Source organism: Nitrosopumilus sp. b1 (assembly GCF_014078545.1).
Taxonomy (GTDB): domain Archaea; phylum Thermoproteota; class Nitrososphaeria; order Nitrososphaerales; family Nitrosopumilaceae; genus PXYB01.
The window spans coordinates 1-22,311 of record NZ_MU078707.1; the positions used below are offsets into that span (position 1 = coordinate 1).

The 22,311-nt window shown below is 36.3% G+C and carries 31 protein-coding genes and 1 rRNA gene; 16 read left to right on the forward strand and 16 right to left on the reverse strand.

The window, feature by feature from the left end; all coding sequences use genetic code 11:
- Positions 1-835, reverse strand: a 16S ribosomal RNA gene (locus C6988_RS00005); the annotation flags it as partial.
- Between the two features lie 306 nt (positions 836-1,141).
- On the opposite strand from C6988_RS00005, the gene C6988_RS00010 reads away from it, so the two are divergent.
- Both C6988_RS00010 and C6988_RS00015 read left to right on the forward strand, forming a co-directional pair.
- On the forward strand, positions 1,142-2,419 hold the full coding sequence (locus C6988_RS00010) for an aspartate aminotransferase family protein (RefSeq protein ID WP_182132483.1): 1,278 nt from the start codon (positions 1,142-1,144) through the stop codon (positions 2,417-2,419).
- A 40-nt stretch (positions 2,420-2,459) separates the two neighbouring features.
- A complete protein-coding gene (locus C6988_RS00015) occupies positions 2,460-3,278 on the forward strand; it encodes a tetratricopeptide repeat protein (protein ID WP_182132317.1) in 819 nt (272 codons plus the stop codon).
- Between the two features lies 1 nt (position 3,279).
- Here C6988_RS00015 and C6988_RS00020 read toward each other — a convergent pair whose 3' ends face one another.
- Entirely contained in the window at positions 3,280-3,987 is a 708-nt protein-coding gene (locus C6988_RS00020) for a hypothetical protein (protein ID WP_182132319.1), read from the reverse strand.
- A gap of 88 nt (positions 3,988-4,075) precedes the next feature.
- Between C6988_RS00020 and C6988_RS00025 the strand changes: the two genes are divergently transcribed.
- From C6988_RS00025 to C6988_RS00035, 3 genes are read left to right on the forward strand one after another with little or no spacing between them, the layout of a single operon-like run.
- Positions 4,076-4,534 (forward strand): cupin domain-containing protein, encoded by a 459-nt coding sequence (locus tag C6988_RS00025; RefSeq protein ID WP_342752352.1) that lies wholly within the window; start codon positions 4,076-4,078, stop codon positions 4,532-4,534.
- Between the two features lie 21 nt (positions 4,535-4,555).
- On the forward strand, positions 4,556-4,918 hold the full coding sequence (locus C6988_RS00030) for a cupin domain-containing protein (RefSeq protein ID WP_182132321.1): 363 nt from the start codon (positions 4,556-4,558) through the stop codon (positions 4,916-4,918).
- Between the two features lie 42 nt (positions 4,919-4,960).
- Positions 4,961-5,638: a ferredoxin gene (locus tag C6988_RS00035; protein ID WP_182132323.1), complete on the forward strand. Its 678-nt coding sequence runs from the start codon at positions 4,961-4,963 to the stop codon at positions 5,636-5,638.
- Position 5,639: 1 nt separating this feature from the next.
- Here the strand turns inward: C6988_RS00035 and C6988_RS00040 are convergent, their stop codons facing one another.
- From C6988_RS00040 to C6988_RS00050, 3 genes are read right to left on the reverse strand one after another with little or no spacing between them, the layout of a single operon-like run.
- On the reverse strand, positions 5,640-6,047 hold the full coding sequence (locus C6988_RS00040; protein ID WP_182132325.1) for an HIT family protein: 408 nt from the start codon (positions 6,045-6,047) through the stop codon (positions 5,640-5,642).
- A gap of 35 nt (positions 6,048-6,082) precedes the next feature.
- Positions 6,083-6,361 carry a hypothetical protein gene (locus C6988_RS00045; RefSeq protein WP_182132327.1) on the reverse strand — a complete coding sequence of 93 codons (279 nt, stop codon included), beginning with the start codon at positions 6,359-6,361 and terminating at the stop codon, positions 6,083-6,085.
- A 2-nt stretch (positions 6,362-6,363) separates the two neighbouring features.
- Positions 6,364-6,528, reverse strand: coding sequence for a hypothetical protein (locus C6988_RS00050; RefSeq protein ID WP_182132329.1), 165 nt, complete (start codon positions 6,526-6,528; stop codon positions 6,364-6,366).
- A 54-nt stretch (positions 6,529-6,582) separates the two neighbouring features.
- Between C6988_RS00050 and C6988_RS00055 the strand changes: the two genes are divergently transcribed.
- Positions 6,583-7,722, forward strand: coding sequence for a 3-hydroxyacyl-CoA dehydrogenase (locus C6988_RS00055; protein ID WP_182132331.1), 1,140 nt, complete (start codon positions 6,583-6,585; stop codon positions 7,720-7,722).
- Here the strand turns inward: C6988_RS00055 and C6988_RS00060 are convergent.
- A complete protein-coding gene (locus C6988_RS00060) occupies positions 7,712-8,221 on the reverse strand; it encodes a TIGR00725 family protein (RefSeq protein WP_182132333.1) in 510 nt (169 codons plus the stop codon). The genes C6988_RS00055 and C6988_RS00060 overlap by 11 nt on opposite strands.
- A gap of 75 nt (positions 8,222-8,296) precedes the next feature.
- Here C6988_RS00060 and C6988_RS11110 point away from each other — a divergent pair, with 75 nt between their 5' ends.
- From C6988_RS11110 to C6988_RS00070, 3 genes are all read left to right on the forward strand, one after another.
- A complete protein-coding gene (locus C6988_RS11110; protein ID WP_255464074.1) occupies positions 8,297-8,422 on the forward strand; it encodes a hypothetical protein in 126 nt (41 codons plus the stop codon).
- An 80-nt stretch (positions 8,423-8,502) separates the two neighbouring features.
- On the forward strand, positions 8,503-8,913 hold the full coding sequence (locus tag C6988_RS00065; protein ID WP_182132335.1) for a hypothetical protein: 411 nt from the start codon (positions 8,503-8,505) through the stop codon (positions 8,911-8,913).
- A gap of 4 nt (positions 8,914-8,917) precedes the next feature.
- Positions 8,918-9,112, forward strand: coding sequence for a C2H2-type zinc finger protein (locus C6988_RS00070; protein ID WP_182132338.1), 195 nt, complete (start codon positions 8,918-8,920; stop codon positions 9,110-9,112).
- Here C6988_RS00070 and C6988_RS00075 read toward each other — a convergent pair whose 3' ends face one another.
- Genes C6988_RS00075 through tuf form a run of 3 tightly spaced genes read right to left on the reverse strand, consistent with a single transcriptional unit; the run spans position 9,113 to position 10,970 of the window.
- Positions 9,113-9,313 carry a TFIIB-type zinc ribbon-containing protein gene (locus C6988_RS00075; RefSeq protein ID WP_182132340.1) on the reverse strand — a complete coding sequence of 67 codons (201 nt, stop codon included), beginning with the start codon at positions 9,311-9,313 and terminating at the stop codon, positions 9,113-9,115.
- Positions 9,314-9,352: 39 nt separating this feature from the next.
- Positions 9,353-9,661: a 30S ribosomal protein S10 gene (gene rpsJ / locus C6988_RS00080; protein ID WP_182132342.1), complete on the reverse strand. Its 309-nt coding sequence runs from the start codon at positions 9,659-9,661 to the stop codon at positions 9,353-9,355.
- 10 nt (positions 9,662-9,671) lie between these two features.
- Positions 9,672-10,970: a translation elongation factor EF-1 subunit alpha gene (tuf, locus tag C6988_RS00085; protein WP_182132344.1), complete on the reverse strand. Its 1,299-nt coding sequence runs from the start codon at positions 10,968-10,970 to the stop codon at positions 9,672-9,674.
- Between the two features lie 131 nt (positions 10,971-11,101).
- Here tuf and fbp point away from each other — a divergent pair, with 131 nt between their 5' ends.
- The 5 genes from fbp to endA all read left to right on the forward strand — a co-directional run bounded on the left by fbp (position 11,102) and on the right by endA (position 15,839).
- Positions 11,102-12,238 carry a fructose-1,6-bisphosphate aldolase/phosphatase gene (fbp, locus tag C6988_RS00090; protein ID WP_182132347.1) on the forward strand — a complete coding sequence of 379 codons (1,137 nt, stop codon included), beginning with the start codon at positions 11,102-11,104 and terminating at the stop codon, positions 12,236-12,238.
- 56 nt (positions 12,239-12,294) lie between these two features.
- Positions 12,295-12,705 carry a hypothetical protein gene (locus C6988_RS00095; protein ID WP_182132349.1) on the forward strand — a complete coding sequence of 137 codons (411 nt, stop codon included), beginning with the start codon at positions 12,295-12,297 and terminating at the stop codon, positions 12,703-12,705.
- A 37-nt stretch (positions 12,706-12,742) separates the two neighbouring features.
- A complete protein-coding gene (locus C6988_RS00100) occupies positions 12,743-14,512 on the forward strand; it encodes an ATP-dependent DNA ligase (protein ID WP_182132351.1) in 1,770 nt (589 codons plus the stop codon).
- Between the two features lie 68 nt (positions 14,513-14,580).
- Complete coding sequence (locus C6988_RS00105; protein ID WP_182132353.1) at positions 14,581-15,234, forward strand: DUF47 domain-containing protein; 654 nt, start codon at positions 14,581-14,583, stop codon at positions 15,232-15,234.
- 68 nt (positions 15,235-15,302) lie between these two features.
- Positions 15,303-15,839 (forward strand): tRNA-intron lyase, encoded by a 537-nt coding sequence (gene endA, locus C6988_RS00110; protein WP_182132355.1) that lies wholly within the window; start codon positions 15,303-15,305, stop codon positions 15,837-15,839.
- Here endA and C6988_RS00115 read toward each other — a convergent pair.
- On the reverse strand, positions 15,836-16,210 hold the full coding sequence (locus tag C6988_RS00115; RefSeq protein ID WP_182132357.1) for a hypothetical protein: 375 nt from the start codon (positions 16,208-16,210) through the stop codon (positions 15,836-15,838). The two genes, endA and C6988_RS00115, sit on opposite strands and share 4 nt — an antisense overlap.
- 2 nt (positions 16,211-16,212) lie before the next feature.
- Entirely contained in the window at positions 16,213-16,449 is a 237-nt protein-coding gene (locus C6988_RS00120; RefSeq protein WP_182132359.1) for a hypothetical protein, read from the reverse strand.
- A 91-nt stretch (positions 16,450-16,540) separates the two neighbouring features.
- Between C6988_RS00120 and C6988_RS00125 the strand changes: the two genes are divergently transcribed.
- Together C6988_RS00125 and C6988_RS00130 are read left to right on the forward strand one after the other, a co-directional pair.
- Positions 16,541-18,316, forward strand: coding sequence for an SDR family oxidoreductase (locus C6988_RS00125; RefSeq protein WP_182132361.1), 1,776 nt, complete (start codon positions 16,541-16,543; stop codon positions 18,314-18,316).
- 2 nt (positions 18,317-18,318) lie between these two features.
- Positions 18,319-18,768: a hotdog family protein gene (locus C6988_RS00130; protein ID WP_182132363.1), complete on the forward strand. Its 450-nt coding sequence runs from the start codon at positions 18,319-18,321 to the stop codon at positions 18,766-18,768.
- Here the strand turns inward: C6988_RS00130 and C6988_RS00135 are convergent.
- The 5 genes from C6988_RS00135 to C6988_RS00155 form a co-directional block, all read right to left on the reverse strand.
- A complete protein-coding gene (locus C6988_RS00135; RefSeq protein ID WP_182132365.1) occupies positions 18,760-19,518 on the reverse strand; it encodes a sulfite exporter TauE/SafE family protein in 759 nt (252 codons plus the stop codon). The genes C6988_RS00130 and C6988_RS00135 overlap by 9 nt on opposite strands.
- Positions 19,519-19,571: 53 nt before the next feature.
- A complete protein-coding gene (locus C6988_RS00140) occupies positions 19,572-20,498 on the reverse strand; it encodes a sensor histidine kinase (protein WP_182132367.1) in 927 nt (308 codons plus the stop codon).
- 64 nt (positions 20,499-20,562) lie between these two features.
- A complete protein-coding gene (locus tag C6988_RS00145; RefSeq protein WP_182132369.1) occupies positions 20,563-21,192 on the reverse strand; it encodes a hypothetical protein in 630 nt (209 codons plus the stop codon).
- A 40-nt stretch (positions 21,193-21,232) separates the two neighbouring features.
- A complete protein-coding gene (locus C6988_RS00150) occupies positions 21,233-21,724 on the reverse strand; it encodes a DUF192 domain-containing protein (protein WP_182132371.1) in 492 nt (163 codons plus the stop codon).
- A 41-nt stretch (positions 21,725-21,765) separates the two neighbouring features.
- A complete protein-coding gene (locus C6988_RS00155; RefSeq protein ID WP_255464084.1) occupies positions 21,766-22,164 on the reverse strand; it encodes a hypothetical protein in 399 nt (132 codons plus the stop codon).
- Between the last annotated feature and the right edge of the window lie 147 nt (positions 22,165-22,311).

Sequence of the window (22,311 nt, forward strand, 5' to 3'; positions counted from 1 at the left end):
GTACGTACTTCCCAGGCGGCAAACTTAACGGCTTCCCTGCGGCACTGCACTGGCCACAAGCCAATGCATCACTGAGTTTGCATTGTTTACAGCTGGGACTACCCGGGTATCTAATCCGGTTTGCTCCCCCAGCTTTCATCCCTCACCGTCGGACGTGTTCTGGTAGACCGCCTTCGCCACAGGTGGTCATCAATAGATCAAAGGATTTTACCCCTTCCTACCGAGTACCGTCTACCTCTCCCACTCCCTAGCTGTACAGTATTCCCGGCAGCCCATACGTTGAGCGTATAGATTTAACCGAAAACTGATACAACAGGCTACGGATGCTTTAGGCCCAATAATCCTCCTGACCACTTGAGGTGCTGGTTTTACCGCGGCGGCTGACACCAGAACTTGCCCACCCCTTATTCATCGGTGATTCTACGACCGACAAAAGATTTCTTTAGCAGAAATCACTCGGATTAACCTTGTCGTGCTTTCGCACATTGCAAAGTTTTCTCGCCTGCTGCGCCCCATAGGGCCTGGGTCCGTGTCTCAGTACCCATCTCCGGGCCACTCCTCTCAGAGCCCGTACCTGTAATTGTCTTGGTGGGCCATTACCCCACCAACAAACTGATAGGCCGCAGTCCCATCCTACGGCGATAAATCATTTGGACCATAAACCATTCCAGGAGTTATGATCTATCGAGTATTATTCTCAGTTTCCCGAGGTTATCCTCGTCCATAGGGTAGATTGACTACGTGTTACTGAGCCGTCTGCCTTGTATTGCTACAAAGACTCGCATGGCTTAGTATCAATCCGATAGCAGTCAGGTCCGGCAGGATCAACCGGATTCAGTGGATTATAGAAGTACTATTGTACTTAATTGGAATTGAACGGAATGCACATAATCTTCACATTTCAGATTTGATCATTTGATCAGATCCTCATTTTGTATGCGTAACTGGAGGCTTGGGAATCATAAAATGGTCCAATACCATACTTCATCACAAGCGCCGCTCTTGCGTTACGTATGCAGAGGGTGAAGTTTCTCAAATACATATAAACCATGCCAAGAAGTTTCGATCTTTGATTAAATTGACGATCAAATAATAGAAAATAGGACTGAAAAAAGTGGATTATATTTCAAAATACAAAAAAATGACAAGGAGATCCTCAAAGATTTTTGCAAGATCACAAAAATTTCATGTTGGCGGAGTAAGTCACAACATTAGATTTTTTGAGCCATATCCATTTGTTGTAAAATCTGCCAAAGGCAAAAATCTGATTGATGTCGATAATAACAAATTTGTAGATTATTGGATGGGGCACTGGAGTTTAATTCTTGGACATGCTCCAAGCTCAGTAAAAAATAGAGTCCAAAAACAAGTAAACAATGGATGGATGTTTGGTACAGTCAACAATCCAACAGTTGAGCTATCAAGCACAATACAAAAGACAGTGCCGGCTGCAGAAAAGATTCGCTATGTAACATCAGGTACTGAGGCCACAATGTATGCAGTAAGATTAGCTCGCTCAGTCACTGGAAAAAAAATTGTTGCAAAGATTGACGGAGGATGGCATGGATACACATCTGAGCTTCTAAAAACTGTCAACTGGCCGTTTAGTAAATCAGAAAGTAGTGGACTAGTAAATGAGGAAAACATAATATCAATTCCATACAATGATGTAGAAAAATCAATTGAAATTTTAAATTCTGTCAAAGAGGATTTGGCATGTACCATTATTGAGCCAGTACTAGGAGGCGGAGGATGTATTCCAGCAACTCAGGAATACCTCAAGGCAGTGGAAGAATTTGTACATAAAAACAATTCATTATTTTTACTAGATGAGATTGTTACAGGTTTTAGATTCAGATACGGTTGTCTTTATCCAACAATGAAACTTGATCCTGACATTGTCACTTTGGGAAAAATTGTAGGAGGCGGGTTCCCAATAGGAGTCCTGTGTGGTAAAGAAGAGATAATGGAGTATGCAAACACCGGAAAATATGCTAAAGAAGAAAGATCATATATTGGAGGCGGAACATTTTCTGCAAATCCTATTTCAATGACATCAGGTCATGCAACCCTAACAGAGTTAAAGAAAAAATCAATCTACTCAAAGATTAGCAAACTAGGAAATTATGCAAGAAGAGAATTAAAGAAAACATTTGGTGATAAAGTAATCATCACAGGAAAGGATTCATTATTTATGACCCACTTTGTCAAGGATGGAGTCACACAAATCAATAATGCATCAGATGCAGCAAAATGTGACGTAGAGTTATTGCATAGATATCACACGGAATTAATTGCAAAAGATGGCATCTTCTTTTTACCTGGAAAGCTTGGAGCAATATCTAATGCACATTCAATTTCAGATATCAAAAATTTGGTTAATGCCACACAAAGATTTACAGAAGATTTCCATCATTGAGAATTTGAAAATTATTAAGTACTAAGGATATTGAAATAGCATGATATTTTTTGGAAAAAAAGAGGACCCAGAAGACTTAATCTATCAAGGAGTGGCTTTTCTTGAAAAGAATCAGCCCAAGGCGGCACTAGTACTGTTTTCCAAAGCCCTCAAAAACGACCCAGAAAATTTGTCTGCCCTACACAAAAAAGGCCTAACCCTAAATCAATTAAAAAAATATCAAGATGCGATAACATGCTTTGATAAAATTATCGAGATAAAGAAGGATGATCCTGATGCGTATAACAACAAGGCAATTGCTCAAGCAGAACTTGGCAATACAGATGGAGCATTGGAATCATATGACAAGGCAATTGCTACAGATTCAAAGTATGCTGCTGCATATTTTAACAAAGGAGTGCTTTTTGATAGACTTGAAAAGCATGAAGAAGCATTAGTGATTTTAGATGAAGCTATAAAATTAGATCCCAGAAAGCCAAATGCATTATTTTACAAAGGAATTGTATTAGGAAAGCTTGCAAGACATGAGGAGGCACTTAATTGCTTTGAGAAAGTATCAAAAAACAATCCAAGTCATCTTGATGGTTTGTTTCACAAGGGAATTGAACTAGCAGAACTAGGAAAGCATGAGGAAGCAGTAAGAGTTTTTGATAAAATTTTAGAGAAGCATAAAGACAATGTCAATGTAATTTATGCCAAAGCAAGAAGTAAAGCTGCATTAGATGAGGTCAGTCAATCTCTAGAATTACTAAAGAGGGCAATAATGAAAGAGCCAAAAACCATAAAAAAATGGGCAAGAGCTGAAAAAATATTTGAAAGATTTGAAGACGACGAACGATTTAGAAAAATGGTAAAATAAATTACAAAATTTTGTTTCTTACAGCATCTATTCGGAGGAGTTCTACTTTCTTTTTTGGACCTACAATTCGTGATTCGTAAATTGGAACATAGATCTCATAAACTTCATCAATAGTAAAATCTTCTCTTAAATCTCTAACATTTTCGACATCAAGTTGTTTTAACTTAGTTTTTAATTTCGTCATAGCATCTTCTACAGACAAATCTGGTTTTTTTACACCAGATTGATTTTTTTGTAAAACTCTTGTAGGATAGTTTTCTAAATTTTTAGAATCCAATTTGAAGGGAAATTTTATTTCGGTCCCATGTTGATCGAAATACATTGAATCAGAGTTTACAGTGTAAGCGTGCTCTTCCATTTGAATATCTACTTTGTTCTTTCCTTTTTTACCTGAAAGCATTTTAGCAAATTTCGATTTTTCACGAATAGGAAATGTTCCGTCACCCAAAACTACCTCACTAACATTATGGTCTACAGATATCTCATGAGTTGCTTTTCTATAGTAATCAGCAGTGTAAGTACCAGAGACATAGAGTACTCCCTCATAGATTAAATCAGTTGATGCAACATTGACCTCGTCTGCTTTAGGTTTTGAGAAGAGACTCTTAAAGACACTAATCTTTTTTTGTTCTGTTATCTTTGTTGCTTCGAATTTATCGAGATTTACTTTTAAAACAAAGGTCTTACTCTCATAATCAACATTTGACAATAATACATCAAAGTTGAATCAACTTTTAAAGATTGCATGCAAGTCAGAATGATTAAAACAGATAAAACACAGTCAGATAAGGAAAATTATGGAAATTCAAAAGACGAATCTTGCTCAAGTTAAAACAAAAAATGCCGACAGCGTATATTTTACAGGAAAGACAGTAATGAAAGAGATCACCAGCAAAATAAAATCAAATGATGAAAAATTATATCATGTAACCTTCAAAAATGGTAGTAGGACGAAACTACATTACCATACAGGTGGTCAGACGTTAATCGTTACAGAAGGAATTGGCAGTCTCGAAATTTTTAAAAAAAATACAAAAACAAAGAACTCATTATTTGAAATAAAATTAATCAAAACGACTTCTTTAAAGAAAGGAGACATTGCATATATTCCGGCAAAAACACTGCACACACACGGTTCTGTAAGCAAGAAGACTTTTTCTCATTTTGCCATTAATGCATATATGCCATCAAAGAAAGAGCCAAAAACCATTTGGTTTGAATCAGACTTTAATTCAAAAGTGATAAAGAAATTATAATTATTCATCCTATAGTGTGTTATGTCGTTTAAAGATCTAAACGAAGTGGAAACAATTCATGGAAATGAAGGAACTATTATTCGCCAATTATTTCATCCACACAACACTTTGGATGGGATAAGGTATAGTATTGCACATTTTACTTTGAATCAAGGAAAAAAATCATCAAAGCACAAACTAAAGTCATCTGAGGTCTATTATTTTCTAAAGGGTAACGGAATCATTCATGTTGATGATACATCATTAAAAGTCAAAACTGGCAGTGTGATTTACGTGCCACCCATGTCACCGCAACATGTAGAAAACACCGGAAGCGAAAATTTGGAGTTTTTATGTATAGTAGATCCTGCTTGGAAACAAGATGATGAGATCATAATAAAGTGAGACACAAATTGTTTTTAAAATAGCCATGGCTTTAGGAGATTAGTGAATACATCCCAAGCTTACCAGACTTTGGAAATAAAGAATGATGCATCTTTTGATGAAGTAAAGATAGCATACAGAAAGTTGGCCCTAGAATTACACCCAGATAGATCAAAGGGAGATGATAAAAAATTCAAACTTGTAACAGAAGCATATCATATTTTAAAAAATAATCAAAGCAATCAATCAAAGAACAAGAGTTGGGATTTTACTGATGATGAAACAAAACAGAGAAAAGATATCAGAAAAAATAATTCACAGTGGGGAGCTCCACCAAAAAATGATCCACCCCAACAAGACTGGAGCAAGTATACTCAAGACTTTGAAGATGAAAATCCAGGATTTTGGAAAGAATATGAAAGAAAGTTTTGGGAAGCATATGATGCAAAGGTTAACAACAATGGAAAAAATGAAGAATTTGAAAAAACAAAAGAGCCCAAAAAGCAACCCAATCTTTTTGTCAATGTCGACCCAAGCTTATGCATAGGATGTTGTAGTTGTGAGATGATTGCACCAAATGTTTTTGAAGTTGATAGATTATCAAGGATGAATCCAAAATCAAAAGTTCACAACATGAAAGGAGCAGGCATAAATAAAATTATGAATGCAGCAGAGACATGCCCCACAAAGGCAATCATAGTTGAAAACCTAGACACTAAAGAGAAACTATATCCCCATTAAATTACATAATTAACTTTTTAAAAATTTCTTCAGTTGTTTTGTTATCTGGTTTTGGTGTGTTTTGAAACATGCTATGAACAGGTCCTGCAGAATCATCATCACTCCTAGGAATCAGGTGAACATGTACATGAGGTACTTCCTGCCCGCTTTGCTTACCATTATGTATAGCAATCAAAGTTGCACCCGTTAATTGATCAATTTTTGATGTGACCATCCTCACTGTCTCAAAGAGGTCTTTATTTTCCTCAGAGGGAAGATCTTGTACTTTTTCATAATGATTTCTTGGAATTACCAGACAATGACCTGCAGTTACTGGGAATGCATCTAAAAATGCCAGAGATTTTCCTGTTTCTAGAATTTTTTTTGATGGAATCTCACCGCTAACAATTTTACAAAAAATACAATCCATAGTCGATAGTGGAATTATCAAGATATTAAATTCAACTACGGTGTTACTATTTCAGCCCAAGCTAAATCTCGTCCAAATTTAATAGTAACAGTATCACCAACTTGGGCATTACAGTTTTCTATGGTTTTAGGGACATTGTCTTGGGTTGCAACATAGCAAACACCATCTTTGTTTGAGAGAATTTCAACTTCCTCAAAAACATCTTCACGAATCAAATTCCAAAAAGGAAACACCACAGTAGCCAAAACCAAGCCTGCAATGATAATTGCACCTCCAAAAATTAATCCATGCTTTTGTGATTCTGATAGTTCCAAAATTACCAAAGACCCCCATCACTACCTTTAGGGTCCAATTTTTTTGCAGGTACATTTCCATGTGCCTTCTTTAGATGTCTCTTTAGGCGTTCAGGGTCATGTAATTCCATACCACATTCTTTACATTTTGTTTGATTTGGATCTTCTTTTTTTCGTAGTAATCCCATTACAGATTAAAATTTTGAAATATATTATAAAGGATACTAGTTTTCATCAAACATATGGCGATTAAGAATATTACAGTTTTAGGTTCAGGAATAATGGGTCATGGGATTGCTCAAGTTTCTGCAATGTCAGGGTACAGTGTTGTCTTACGAGATATTGAGCAGAAATTTCTTGATAAAGCAATGGAGAAGATAAAGTGGAGTTTAGATAAACTAGTATCAAAACAAAAAATTACAAAAGAACAGTCTGAGGACATTTATTCACGAATAGTTCCTATCGTTGACTTGAAAGAAGCAGTAAAGAATGCAGACATGGTCATTGAGGCAGTTCCAGAGATCATGGATTTGAAGAAAAAAGTATATGCAGAGCTAGATGAGGCTGCTGATGAAAATGTTATCTTTGCATCAAATACAAGTACACTACCAATTACAGAGATTGCAAACACAACAACCAGACCTGAAAAATTTATTGGAATTCATTTCTTTAACCCACCTCAACTAATGAAACTGGTGGAGGTAATCCCAGGAGAAAAAACTGGAAAGGATATTTTAGATATAACAAATAACTATGTAAAATCAGTAAACAAGCAACCAGTAGTTTGCAGAAAAGATGTTCCAGGATTTATTGTGAACCGATTATTCATTCCACTTGTTCACGAAGCATGTTACGTTATGGGTAGATTTGAATACGATAAGACAGAGATTGATTCTGCTGTAAAATTCAAGCTTGGTTTCCCAATGGGAATATTTGAGCTTGCAGATTTTACTGGAATGGATGTCATACACAAAGCTACAATTGAGATGCATCTGAGAGATAAAAAAGTAATCAACCCACATCCGACAATTGAAAAATTATTTAACGAAAAGAAATTAGGTCAAAAGACTGGAGAAGGGTTTTACAAATACTCAGATGACAAATATGAGAGAATTCCTTTATCAGAAGATCTTGCTAACAAATGTAACCCCATTCAAATTGTTTCAAATATTTTAAACAATGCAGCATGGTTAGTATCAAATGGGGCAAGCGACATTGAAGAGATTGAAAAAGCAGCACAATTAGGATTAGGACTCAAAAAGCCATTGTTTGAAACAGCAAAAGAAATTGGAATGTCAAACATTGTAAATGAGTTAAACCAGTTGGCGCAAAAACATGGAAAGTTTTACGAGCCTGATCCACTACTAGTTTCTATGAAGTAATTTTAGATAGAATTAACTTTACAGCATCCTTAGGATTATCCGCACCAAGAATCTTAACATTATTTCTGTGGTCCAGATATTTGTCAACATACTGTTGAGATACACCGCCGGTATTTTTTATGACCACCATTGGTTTTTTGTGCATGTATGCAGCTGCCATCTCAGAGAGAGTTCCAGAACCTCCACCAATTACAATTATTCCATCAGCAGAAAGTGCATTTAGAAAATCACGAGTTAGTCCCATTCCACTCGGTATAACAATATCACAAAATTCATTTGCAAATGTTGGATCATCTTGAGGAATTATCCCTACAGTCAAACCTCCAGCATCTCTGGCCCCATGACAAGATGCCCTCATGACACCACCTAGACCACCAGATATCAATACGGCGCCTGATTTTGCAATCTCAGATCCAGTCTCGTAAGCAATTTTTTCATGCTCCGGAGTACATCCATTATCGTTATGACCTATTACCAAAATTTGGATTCGTTTTGTCATGTCTGCCATGATAAGCATCATATCAAAAATCTTTCCAATCGTAAAGGATATTAAATAAAAAAAAGATAGTAAAGTATGGAAAAACGCTCAATGCCAATTTGCTTTTCAAATGATCAATACAAGATGATCGAAGAATTTGCAAAAAAACATGGTATGGTTAATGCAAGCCAAGCAATAGAAAAGATTATTGAACAAGCCTAAACGGCCTATATTCATTTTTGATATTTGTTTTAGATTTAGACAGGGTAAACTATTTTTTAGACCTGAATATACAGTCAAAGATGCGATTATTCAGTAGAGGTCCTACATATTGCGCAGTTTGTAACAAAGAGATCACTCACAAACACAAGCCAAAAAGAGAGTGGAATATCAAGGGCTCACTTTGTGGAAACTGCCATGTGGATAAGAGTAAGGAGTATTTTGAAGCAAAATCGCGTCAGCCCTGTGCACAATGCGGAATAACGAAAAAAATTTCAGATTTATGGGAGCCAAGATGGCAATGGGATATGGACGGATTGCTTTGCAAGGAATGCTTTGATAAAAAAGAGACAAGTCATAAAAATGAAAAAAATTTCTGTAGTGTCTGCGGAAGCAAGATGGGTTTTATCAGATATAATCCAAAATCAAAGTGGAAGATGACAGGACAGCTTTGTAGAAATTGTTGGGACGAACAAAAAGCAAAATCAGGATGAGTTAATGTTTTTTAAAAAAAATGTATGCGAAATATGTAAAGCAAAATTCTCAAAGATAGAAGAGCTCATGCAACATCAACAAGTAACACACTACAAGGACCTTCCATACGATTGTAAAGAATGCAATGAATCGTTTTCAAATATGGAAGATATGAGAACTCATCTACAAAGAGAACATAGTTACAAAAAAGACAGATAGCTATACTGCGTTAACAGATTTTACTACTGGTGGACGTACTTTATTGAATACTCTAAATCCACAAATGCATTTTATTTCTGGCAAGCGAGTCAATTCGGTATTTGATACAGTTGTTCCACATCTAAGACAAGAGTAGATTACTTCAAACTGCTCAGAGGGTGCAGATTCCTCCATAGATACATCAGGGGTTTCTTCAGACATGATATTTGCTCACTTTGCTGTAATTTAAGGCTAACAAACCTAAGTTAGTGATAATTCGATGTAGACATCATCAGGAATCTTTAGTCTCATTAATTGCCTAATTGCCTTATCGTCTGCATTAATATCAATAATTCTTCTATGCATTCTCATCTCCCATTTCTCATAAGTTTCTGTTCCGTTTCCACAAGGAGATTTTCTTGTAGCAACATGCAATCTTTTTACAGGAAGTGGAGTTGGTCCTTTTACTCTAACACCAGTTTTCTTTCCAATCCCCATTATCTCGCCACAAACACCATCTAGTTTAGGGAGACTGGTGCTTGTTAGTTTGATGCGAGCAGATTGAGTCATCTACTCCTACCTATGGTTTGTGTTCTTCAGTAATTTCTTTAACAATACCAGCAGCGATTGTTGCACCCATGTCCCTTAGAGCAAATCTGCCCATCTCAGGGAAATCTTGGAATGTTTCAATTGGGGTTGGTCTTACTGGTCTGATTTTTACAATTGCAGAATCACCAACTTTCAAGAATTTTGGATTCTCTTCTTCTACTGCACCACTTGCTGGGTTTATCTTTGAGACAAACTCTGTAATTGTTGCAGCGACTTGAGCTGTGTGACAGTGCATTACTGGTGTATATCCAGGAGCTAATGCCGTTGGATGGTGTATAACAATAATTTGTGCTTTGAATTCTTTTGCAACTTTTGGTGGAGCGTCGGGTGTTCCCATTACATCTCCTCTCTTGATGTCTTTCTTTTCAATGCCTCTTAGGTTAAATCCAATGTTATCTCCAGCTTCTGCAGATTCCATTTGCTGGTGGTGTGTTTCGATTGATTTGATTTCACCAACTGCGCCTGAAGGCATTACAATGATCTTATCGTTAGCCTTCATCTTACCGGTTTCAACTCTACCTACTGGTACAGTTCCCACACCAGTGATGGAGTATACGTCTTGAATTGGAACTCTGAGTGGCTTGCCAATTGGCTTTTCTGGCATCTTAAAGTCATCAAATGCTTCTAAGAGTGTCTTTCCTTTGTACCAAGCCATGTTTTCAGATTTCTTTACCAAGTTGTCTCCTTTCCAACCAGATACTGGAATGAAAGGTACTTGATCAATTTTGTAACCTACAGATTTGATTAATTTCTCACCCTTCTCTTTTGCTACCTTGAAGGCTTCTTCAGAGAAATTGCTGTCATCCATCTTGTTGATAGCGACAATTAATTGGTTTACGCCTAGGGTTTTAAGCAGGAAAGCGTGTTCTCTTGCTTGTCCACCAGGTGCAATTGCAGTGTCAGTTTCACCCTCTTTTGCAGAGAGTACTAGAACTGCACAGTCAGCCTCAGAAGCACCAGTAATCATGTTTTTGATAAAGTCTCTGTGTCCTGGGGCGTCAATTAGGGTAAAGAAGAATTTAGGAGTTTCAAACTTTTGAAATGCGAGATCGATTGTGATACCTCTCTCTCTTTCGTCTTTAATATTATCCATAACCCAAGCATACTTGAAGGTATCACCTTTTCCAGTTTCTTCAGATGCTTTTGCATGAGCTTCAATAGTTCTTTCATCCACAACACCTAGATCCATTAAGAAGTGACCCATTGTGGTGGATTTTCCGTTATCGATGTGACCTGTAACAATCAGGTTCAAGTGGTCTTTATTAGCCATATCGAAATCGTAGATGGAGGGGATTTATTACCTTTCCGATTTTTTGAAGAAAGACAAGATTTTTTTCAATTTTTTTGGGATCATCAATTTTGATAAATTACACATAAATCAAAGAGATATTGAGACAAATCATGAAAATTACTGTATCAGTTATCAAAGCAGATGTTGGTGGAATCGGAGGACATACTAGACCAAGTGATGGATTAATCAATGCAGTTAGAAAGACTGTAGAATCTGCAGGAAATTTGTTGCTTGATCATTACATCGGATATTGTGGTGATGATGTTCATATTGTCATGACACATACCAAAGGTGTCGAAAATAAAGAGATTCATCAATTAGCATGGAATGCATTTGAAGCTGGTACTAAAGTTGCCAAAGAAGAAGGACTGTATGGTGCAGGTCAAGATCTTCTCAAGGATTCATTTTCAGGCAACATCAAAGGAATGGGTCCAGGAGTTGCTGAAATGGAATTTGAAGAAAGACCCAATGAAGCATTTACAGTTTTTGCTGCAGATAAAACAGAGCCTGGCGCATTTAACTATCCATTATACAGATTATTTGTTGACGGATTAAGCAACACAGGGTTAATTGTAAACAAATCCCTTGCAAAAGGAGTTAACATAAGCGTGATGGACGTTGAAGAAGGAAAGATTGCAAAGTTATCATTGTGGGAAGACAAGCCTACTGTTGAAGCTGCATTGATGTATCCAGGAAGATATGTCATATCAACAATTGAAACTAAAGAGGGAGAACCAATCCTAGCTGCTTCAACAGACAGATTACACAACATTGCAGGAACTTATGTAGGAAAGGATGATCCAGTTTGCCTTATCAGAACACAAAAGAATTTTCCCGCTACGGAAGAAGCAGGTAGTGTTTTTAATAATCCACATTACGTTGCTGGAAATACACGAGGAAGTCATAACATGCCTCTAATGCCAGTAAAGCTCAACACAGCTGCAACAATTGACTTTTGCATTCCAATTGTATCTGCTCTAGTATTTAGTATGCATAATGGAAAACTTACTGGTCCCTTTGACGGATTTTCAACACCAGATTGGGATTATGTCAGAGAGATTGCAACAAAGAAAGCCCTTGCAATGAGAAGTCAGGGATTTATCCATCCAGCTACACTAGTCCCATCAGAACTAGAATATGCAGAAGGATATCGCGCAAGAATGGATATTTTGGAGCAGAAGATGAAACCAATTGAGGAAGGATCTTCTTCTGGTCAGAAAAAAGAAAACTATGAAGATCCAGATTAATGTCATTTCGTGAAAATCTAGTAAAGGGTTAAAAGCAAATACAAAGAAGTATATTCATGAATAAGGCATTTTTGCTTTTTGAGATAAAGACATACATTTTAACAGCAATTGCAATTATATCATTTTCTCAGTTTGTGGGTCAGTTATTTGGAGTCACAATACCCAATTTCATATGGACATTCTTCAAGAGTTTTGGCGAAGTTGTAATTTTAGCAGCAGTCTTTGCTTTTGCATTTGCATGGCTTCTAAAAGCAAGACCACACAACAAGCCAAAGAGCTATACTGTTGTAATCTTTGATGTATACGGTAAAGAAACTCAGATTGATGGCATTAGAAAAGATTTCAAAACACACGATGTAGCATGGAGTTTTATGAAAGACTACAAGAAATCATATCCACTGCACAATTTTGCCCTAGTATCAGATGTGAAAAAGTCTGAAAAAAAGACAATTTTCAGATACATCTAGTTCAAACTTTTATTTTAGTCACAGTAGAAATCCCTAAGTGCAATTCTCAATTTTATCAGAATCTTTTGAACGAATGGAAAAAACCACAAAGAGATTAGAGCTGACAAGCATTCTAGTGGAGTTATTCAAAAATACCCCACCAGATGTTATTTCAAAAATTGTTTATCTGATTCAGGGAAAATTAAGACCAGACTTTGAAGGAATAGAGTTGGGTGTTGCTGAAAAGCTGGCAATTAGGGCAATATCAAAATCATCAGGAATTCCCAGTAAGAAAATAGAGCAAGAGTATCAAGATGGAGGAGACCTTGGACATGCAGCATCAAAAATACTAGAACAAAAAACACAGACTACATTTCTTGTCGAAGACATTACCGTCGAAAGAGTTTACGAGACATTGTATAAGATTGCAAAGCTTGAAGGGGCCAGATCACAAGACATGAAGATGAAGTACATCTCTAGTCTACTTAATGACGCAAACCCACAGGAGTCGAGTTTTATTTTAAAAATTTTGTTAGGAACATTACGATTAGGAATTGCAGAAAACACAGTAATGGATGCATTGGCAATTGCTTTTACCGGTTCAAAAGATAATCGAAAGTTTTTGGAGAATGCATACAACGTTTCAAGCGATTTAGGAAAAGTTGCAGAAACAATTGTAGCAAAAGGCATTGAGGGAATAAATGATTTTCACATTACACTGTTCAATCCGATTAGACCAATGCTTGCTGAGAGAGTAAAGAGTGAAGCTGAAGCCATTGAAAAATTAGGAGATAAATTTTCAGCAGAATACAAATTGGATGGGGAACGGGTTCAGATTCACATTAAAGATGATGCAGTAGTTTTATTCTCAAGAAGTTTAGAGAACATTACAAATTATTATCCAGACATTGTAGAAAATATTCCAAAAAGAATCAATTCAAAGCAAGTCATCTTAGAAGCTGAAGCAGTAGCAATTAATGAAAACACAGGAGAGTTTCTTCCATTTCAAGAATTAATGCACAGGAGAAGAAAGTACAAGATAGAAAAAGCGGTAACCCAATATCCAATTTCAGTAAATTTGTTTGATGTGTTGTATTATGATGATACGAGTTGCCTAGAGAATTCTTATGAGAAGAGAAGAGGCATATTGGAAAAGATCACCCAGGAGGATGAATTTGTAAAGCTTATTCCAATGACAACAGTCCAAAATGAAATTGAGATAGAAGATTTCTTGGAAAATAGTATCAATGCAGGTTGTGAAGGACTAATGCTGAAAACGCTAGATGGCCCGTACAGAGCAGGTTCGAGAGGAAATCTTTGGTTGAAGCTAAAACGAGAATACCGCAACGAGCTTGGAGATAGTTTAGACCTTGTAGTAATTGGGGCATTTTTTGGAAAAGGAAGAAGAACTGGAAGATACGGCACATTACTTCTTGCATCCTACAATGAAGATATGGATGAGTTTCCAAGCATATGCAAAGTTGGAACAGGATTTACTGATGAGGATTTAGATCAACTCTATCAGATACTATCTAACAAAGTGACAATCAAAAAGAATCCAAGAATAATTAGCGAGATGGAAGCAGATGTTTGGTTTGAGCCAGAGCTAGTAATAGAGATAGTCGCCTCTGAAATTACATTAAGTCCAATTCACAAAACAGCATTTAATGAATTACGAAAGAATGCAGGGCTTGCATTACGATTTCCCAAATTCACTGGAAAGATAAGGGCAGAGAAATCTGCTGAAAATGCATCAACAGATCAAGAAGTCATCACACTTTTTCGTGGCCAAAAGAAGGTAACACAAAACGAGGCAGAGCAGTATTAGGTTTTTTCCTCTTAATTTGACAAAGATCTAATGATTTAATTAGGCTCACAAAATTACAAATTTCTGAAATGTATAGCGGGGAACTTGAAGTTCAAGCTAAGAGAAAGGCTATTGCCGTCTTACAAGATGAAATAAACAGAATCCTAAATGCATCAAGAGAATTGGCCACACTACCAGATCTCATGATGAAAAAAGACAAGACCGGAATTAAGAATACCTTAGAACAAATTTCTACTATCGAGGAGGAAGTAGAAACACTACGACGCAAGATTACTCGTGAGGTGGCAGATGTTGGAGGACTCATTATGAATAGAGAAAACCTTCTCAATACGGCATACACAATGGATGAGATTGCAGGTTACATCACTGGAATTTCATTTAAACTTGCAAATATCAAACCGGCCACACTAAAGAATTCAAAGTTAGACAAAGATCTTACAAAACTCATTGAACTTGTAGTGGACGAAGTTTACAAACTAAATGAGGTGATTAGAAGTCTAAACACCAATGCATCAAATGCAATCGAATTAGCCCAAGAAACTCAAGCAATTGAAAGAGAGATCGATATCAAATATCGCGAAGCCACAATCACAATCCTCAATGAAATCACAAATACCAAGGAACTCCTACTAGTTAAGGACGTCATTGAAGGAATTGAAGAGATGGCTGACAAATGTCAAAGAGTATCAGATTCATTCATACTATTAGCATTAAGCCTATAGTCAAGTGAATCTAGTTATTTTTCTATTCTAACCTAACAAATAATACCAAATGTTAGAGGAGACAATTCATGAAGAGTGAGCTAATAGAGAATCGAGTAATTATTTGGGATATTGAAAATTCTAAAAAACTTTTTTCAAGTGGATACTATGGAAAGCCAATTGGAATGCCAAAACCAAAACTTGAGGAAATCAATGTTCCATTGATTTTGGATCTCATAGAAAGCTATTATTTGATGCAAAATGGAAAAATTACAGTTTATCAATTAAAAAAGAAAATTTCAGATGAGCAAATGTTAAAGATTTGTAGAAAAGAATATCATGATTTTGATAAAAAATTTACAGTGTACAAAAATTTTAGAGATAATGGCTACATTGTCAACCCTGGGATAAAATTTGGATGTGATTTTGCAGTATATGAGAAAGGTCCAGGAATTGATCATGCACCGTATTTAGTTCAAGTGTATAACAAAAAAGACATCATCACTAGTACAGGAGTAGTACTTGCTGGAAGATTAGCAACAACAGTAAGAAAGCAATTCATCCTTGCAATTCCACACGGAAAAGATAATGTTAGTTTTCTTGCGCTAGATTGGTGGCGAGCCTAAAGTGATTTGATGTGGCCAGCTATTTTATCATAGATTTCAAACATTTCTTTTGAAATATCGAAATCCAAGTGGTTCTTCCATTTGTTATGAATTCTAATTCCAGTCTCAGTTGGCTCTACAAATATTGATGCATCCTTGATTGATTGTTTTGCAATGGACTCGTTTAATGCAGAATCAGAGTTTAGTGCTTCTGCGAGTTTTCCGCCATTCCAGGATACGGATACAACTTTTTTGTCTCCAAAGTGTCCTGAGGTCTTGAGAACAGTTTTTGCAACAAAGGCAGAAGTATCATTTCCAGCATTTTTTCGTACAATAAAGTGTGCTTGAAATCTATCAAGTGCGCCCCAAGGTAGTGGATTTGGATCTTGCATTTCTATCCCTTTTGAATAATTTGTATTACGTCAATGTTGGAGTTTTTTACTTCCAAGCTTCCCTTGTTTGTAACCATTCGTGGGGTTTGAGAAAAGTACCTACTGTAATAATCATCATTTTCAACATCACCGGATGCTATTTCATTGGATTTTGAATCAATACCGATTTCTTTTAACATGTCTGAGAATTTTTCTGGCCATGTTTTTGAAACAAATGTATCTGGTTCAGAATCATGCATGTCATTAATCAAACAAGCCCACAAATAAAGATATCAAGGAATCAAACCGATCAATCCAATTAAATATCACAAAAGATTGGAACTGTTGTTCATGCTAAAATTTCAAGGAAAGGTTGCTCTAATCACCGGAAGTGGAACGGGTATTGGTAAAGCCATTGCAAAAAAGTTTGTAGAAAATGGTGCAAGTGTGATAATTTTAGGTAGAAGACGAGATCCCTTAGAAGAAGCTGCAAAAGAGCTAAACGACATCATCTCCAAAGTACAAAGCAATGGAAAGGTGACAATTTTTGATGGAGTCGATGTCAGTGATGAAGATGGAATTAATGGAATGTTTGATGAATTACAAAAAGCCAATGTCAATGTAGATGTAGTAGTAAATAATGCAGGAGTTTCAGGTCCGGTCACATGTTTTGCAAATTCTTCATTAAAGGACTTTAGAAGCACTGTAGATATTCATCTAACTGGAACATTTTGGACTTCTGTGCAAGCATTACGAGTAATGAAAAAGGGAGCAAAGATAATTACAATTTCGACATTCTTCACAGAAGAAAGACCCTTAGAACAAAGACCATACAGATTCAGAGATCCATATACAGCATCTCAAGGTGCAAAGAATAGATTAGCAGAAGCAATGTCATGGGAATTAACAGAGAAAGGAATCATATCGATTGCAACAAATCCAGGTCCAGTACATTCAGATAGAATTTACAAGACAGTTTATCCAAAGGCAGCTGCTGAATTTTTGCGCGTTAGTGGATTTGAAGACTTGACACCAGTTGAGGTTGAGTCAGTAAATAATGAATTGTTTGATTTACTTGGGGAAGATGATGCAACTGTAAAAGCAGGAATAGCAAAAGCCGCAGAAAATCTCGTAAAACGAAGAGGAGGAGATGTAGAAAAATCATCAAAAACTATAGCTGCGTTATTATCAAAGATTCAAACCATAGCAGAAAAAGTTCAAACAAACACATCCAAAATGATTGCAGATGAGCAATTTCTATCACAAGAACAAGTAGCAGAAACTGTTTTGAAATTATCCGAAGATAAATTGGCTGCCATCTTAAATGGCAAAGTCATTCCAGGGGACAGGGTGTTTTATCCAGTAAGGGCACATATTGCAAACAAGACACCAGGGGTGCATCAACCAGATTGGAAAGGAAAAACATTTGTCTTTACAATTAATGCTACTGAAAAAAGTGATGCAGATAGAGCAGAAGCACTAGCAGCACATGTTGAAAAGAATGGCGGAAAAGCAGTATGCATCATTTCAAATGATACGCAAAAAGAATTACAAGATTCTATTTCTGGAAAATTCCATTCACATGTTAGTGATTTAAAAAATCCAGAGGAGATCAAAAGATGGCTAGAAGCTGCAAAGAATATGGGCGAGATAGCAGCAGTTGTACATTTGACGGGAAATATTCCAAATGTTTCAAAGTTCGTAGAGTTATCAAGAAAAGATTGGGACAATCTGGTTGACAAATTTATTAACACTCCTGCAACTGTTATTCAGCAAGCTCTAGAGCATTTTGTTCCAGGAGGAGGAAAGGATCCAAGATTGTTCCAAGGTAAAAAAGGAACGATTGTCACTATTGGGCCAGACCTTCCCGTAGGAAGAAAGATTTCAGGTGAAGATAGAGCAAGAGTTGAAGTGTTCAGAGGAGCATTAAGACCATTTACAACAACCATTAATCAAGAATTAAGTGATGTCTTAAAATCAAATGTGAGGTCATTTTTGGTGTTACCAGGCACAGTTGATGGCGGAGAGCCAAATGTAGAGAATATCTCACAAGCGTTGAACTTTTTTGTTTCTGAATCTGCTGCGACATCATCAGAAGTAACCTTCTGTGTAGACGAATCAAGATAGGAATGAAAAAATTCTCAGAGATGAGAATAGGTGATGAGTTTTTTTCCACGTGTAGTATATCAGAAAAGGAGTTAGAAGACTATCTTAATTTCTCGAGAGTGAAAAACGCATTACTTGATTCCGGTAAAGAAAATCACATGGTGTCTGGAAGAGCAATACTATCAAGAATGGAAGGAGAATTCACTAGATTAAGCCAGATTTATGGAAACCATATGTTATTCATTGGGACTGATGGAGATACTGATTGGGAAAGCAGAAACACGCGGTTTGTAAAACCACTTAGAGTAGATGAAGTTCTACAAATAAAATTTACAATTTCAGATAAGAAAGACATTGATGAAGAAAATGGAAAAATTGCAGTAGATTTTGAAGGAACTAAGCAAAATGGAGAAGTAGTAGTTATTTCCAAAAAAAATCTCTATAGACTAAAAAAAGATCCAGAGTCAAATTAAATTTTCTGCAGAATCAATGAAGAGCTTGATTGCAGCAATGATAATAACAACAGAAACTAGGATTTGCAAATATTTTTCTTTAATATCTATTGAGAGCCTAGCGCCGACCATACCTCCGGCAAATGCACCTATTGCAAGATAGAGTGCTTGGAGATAATCAGGATGTCCAAGTATTGAATGAGTGATTAATCCTGAGAATGATGCAAATAACAAAATAAATTGGGATGTAGGAGCAGCTTTTTTCATACTCATTCCCATAGCTACTACCATCAAAGGTACAAAGATCGTTCCTCCGCCTATACCAAAAAAGCTAGAAATTATTCCAGCAAAAAAACTTGCCCCAATTGCAAGAATCATTATTTGCTTTGATGTGTTAATTGACTTTGATTCAATTTTTCTTTTTAGAAAAATGTAGATGCTGGAAGAAACTAAAACTAGTCCAAACAATATTTTAAAAATTTCTGGTGTGACGTCTGCTGAAATAAAGGCTCCAAGAATTGTTCCAGGAATACTAAGAAGACCTAATCGTAATCCTATGGTGTATTCAATTCGCTTTTGTTTAGAATAAGAAATAGTAGATGCAATTGCATTGCTAAATGCCGCAAAAAGACTATTACTTGCTGCTGCAGTTGGTGGGAATCCAAAAAATGTTAAAACAGGAACTACGATTATTCCTCCCCCTAGGCCAATTATAGAACCTAATGTTCCAGCTGCAAATCCAAGGGGAATTAACCAAATATGATCTAGCATTGTAAACGTCAAATTATTAGATTGATGCTATATTGTGTTTTTGGTAAAGAACTCTATGGAATTCTCACAGTTTGTTTATGTTGAATTCTAGGCAAAGTGATTGAAAACACAGTTGGGTTTTGTCTAAAATGAACATGACCAGAATGCTGCTCTACCATATTTTTTACAGTTGCCAATCCCAATCCAGTACCACGGGATTTTGTAGTGAACAGAGGATCAAAGATTTTTTTAGTTAATTTTTCTGGAATTCCAGGTCCCTCATCCTCCACTTCAATTGTAACATGCTGTTCATCATCAAATATTCTAATTGTGATGGTACCTTGGTTATTCATTGCCTGAATACCATTCATAACCAAATTGGAAAAGATTGCCTCGAGTTTGCGAGGATCACAATCAATTTCTGCATCAATTGTTGGTTTTATTATTTTAATGTCATCAGGAATCACAATACGGTACAAAGATGATGTAATAATATCGCGTAAGGATTTTTTTTCAAATTCCAACGGGGCACTTCGAACAAAGTTAAGCACCTCATCTAATTGAAATGCCATTCTTGAAGTAGCCCGGTCCACCATCAAAAACAAATTTTTTACATCTGGATTCAGAGAATCTTGATGCTTCATTTTTATCAAATCAATTGTATTTAGAATTATTGACAGGGGGTTCCTCATATCATGTGCCAATCTTGATGATAGTTCACCTATTGCAGAAAGTCTTTCACGTTTTAGCAAATCTGTTCGTATTTCGCCAATCATTGTGATTTTTTTAGTTAATTCATCTAGTAACCAATCTCTTTGTTCAGCAGCATCGCCAATCTTGTGTAGTTTTCTTTCCAGGCTTGCAATATGATTATCCTTACTTTGATGTTCTTGGACTAGACGCTTGTTGGTAGTCTCAAGATATGCGATTTTTTTCAATAATGCATCCTTTGAAGAATTTGGCAATTCGTGTATCAGTTTGTTTGGTAAACTTTGTCCCAAGCCCAATCGAGATTTTCTCAATTTATCTAATAATAGGCTGTGTGTTTGAAATAAACAAACTCTACTATGTGGCGATCAAGGAAATAACCAGAGTCCAAAGGTATCCATCTTCATTCTCAGATAACTCCAAGTAGAGATCCTTGCTTTCTAAAGAATCAATATTTGATTTTATTACTTTTGACTCGTTTTTCATATTTGCCGTTGCAGATATCCAATCAGAAACGCTTGTAAAATCACCTGGAGATTTTTCTTCCCAGCAATCACAGACTAAAACTTTGATTGAACTATCAAACAGAGAATCAATTGAATCTAAATTATTCATAGAGGAATCAGATTGTGCAATAATTATGATTGAATCGACTTGCTGATTGGTACCAATCATGTGAATATTTCCTAAAAAGTTACCATTAGAATCTTTTATCTCAGTAGAGGTACAGTGCTCAATTGCATCAATTTTTGAATCAGCAAAAAAGTTACAGTACTTTAAGATTGATTCAGGAGTTGATATCTTTATAGGATTTGACATTTGTAATTGATTTTCAGATAGTAATTTTTGTAATTCAAAATTAAGTGAGCTGTATTGAATGGTGAGAGGATTGAGTTTAATTGCTTCATCCTCAGCTGGAAAAGAATAGGCCAAAATTACTATCAGCCCAATAACAACAGCAATGATTCCAGAAATCAAAATTTTCATTTAATCAAAAAATGATACTAAGTAAGATAAGCCTTTGGGATTAAATTGAAATTATTTCCAGAACAGAATCCTCTGTAATGTTAAATTTCTCAACAAACCCTCCAGTCACTTCGAGGATATAAGAAGCAAATCCACCGGGGGATTTACCAGTACATGTTGCAGTCTCAAGTGCAGTCTTACAAGGAGGTACATTTTCTTCAATGTGAACGACTCTTCCTTGTTCATCAAACCAAATCATATCAAGTGGAAACTGCATGTTTAACATCCAAAGAGAATATTGCCCAGGAGTATCAAAAACAAATAGCATCCCCTCATCATATGGTAATTGATTTTGGAACATTAGACCTCTAACTCGACGAGGCTCAGTATCTGCAATTTGTACCTCAAGTACCATTCCATCAAGTTTTATGGTCCCTTTTGGAAATTGGACCGCTTCTAGTTTTGCATCAGTGGGAATGTTAAGCATTGCAACAACTCCAATGATTACGGCAGCCACACCAATAGGAAGAAGAGTCTGAGTTCTTGTTACCACAAATAATATGCAAATCTAGCTTTTAAAATACCATTATCTTTTCAAGACTGCAATACACTCTTAAAATCATTAATTGAGGACATTGTCTCTTTTGTTTGGTTTCCTACATCTGCAATAGTAGCGCTGTTGTATTTTTTCTCCATGTACCTACCAGCAAGAATCATTGGACCACCGACTGCAGCTGTAACAAATGTTGGCTCAGGTACCCAAAGCAGAATAAACCCAATCTTTTGAAGTTTCTTTCCAGGTGCAGGTGCTTTTTGCAATGCACGAAGGGGCTGAGATGGATGATGAGCGTGGATTTTTGCAATATCAGAGTATAGTCCTGCTCTGCGTTTTGCTGAATCTGAATATGCGCGTAGTTTTCCTAATCTGTGCTTTAGTGCATCCTCCATGGCCAACCAGAATCTAGCAGAAATTAGATAAGAGCAAATGATCAAGTTCGATAACTCCATTGTCAATAAAGGATAACCTTACAAGAACACTAAATTATATCAGGAACGAATCAATATCAGGAGACTTTGAAGAAAGGAAAAGAGCGCCTTGAATCAATAAAGGCTGCTCACCAATCAGTAAGAAACCAACAC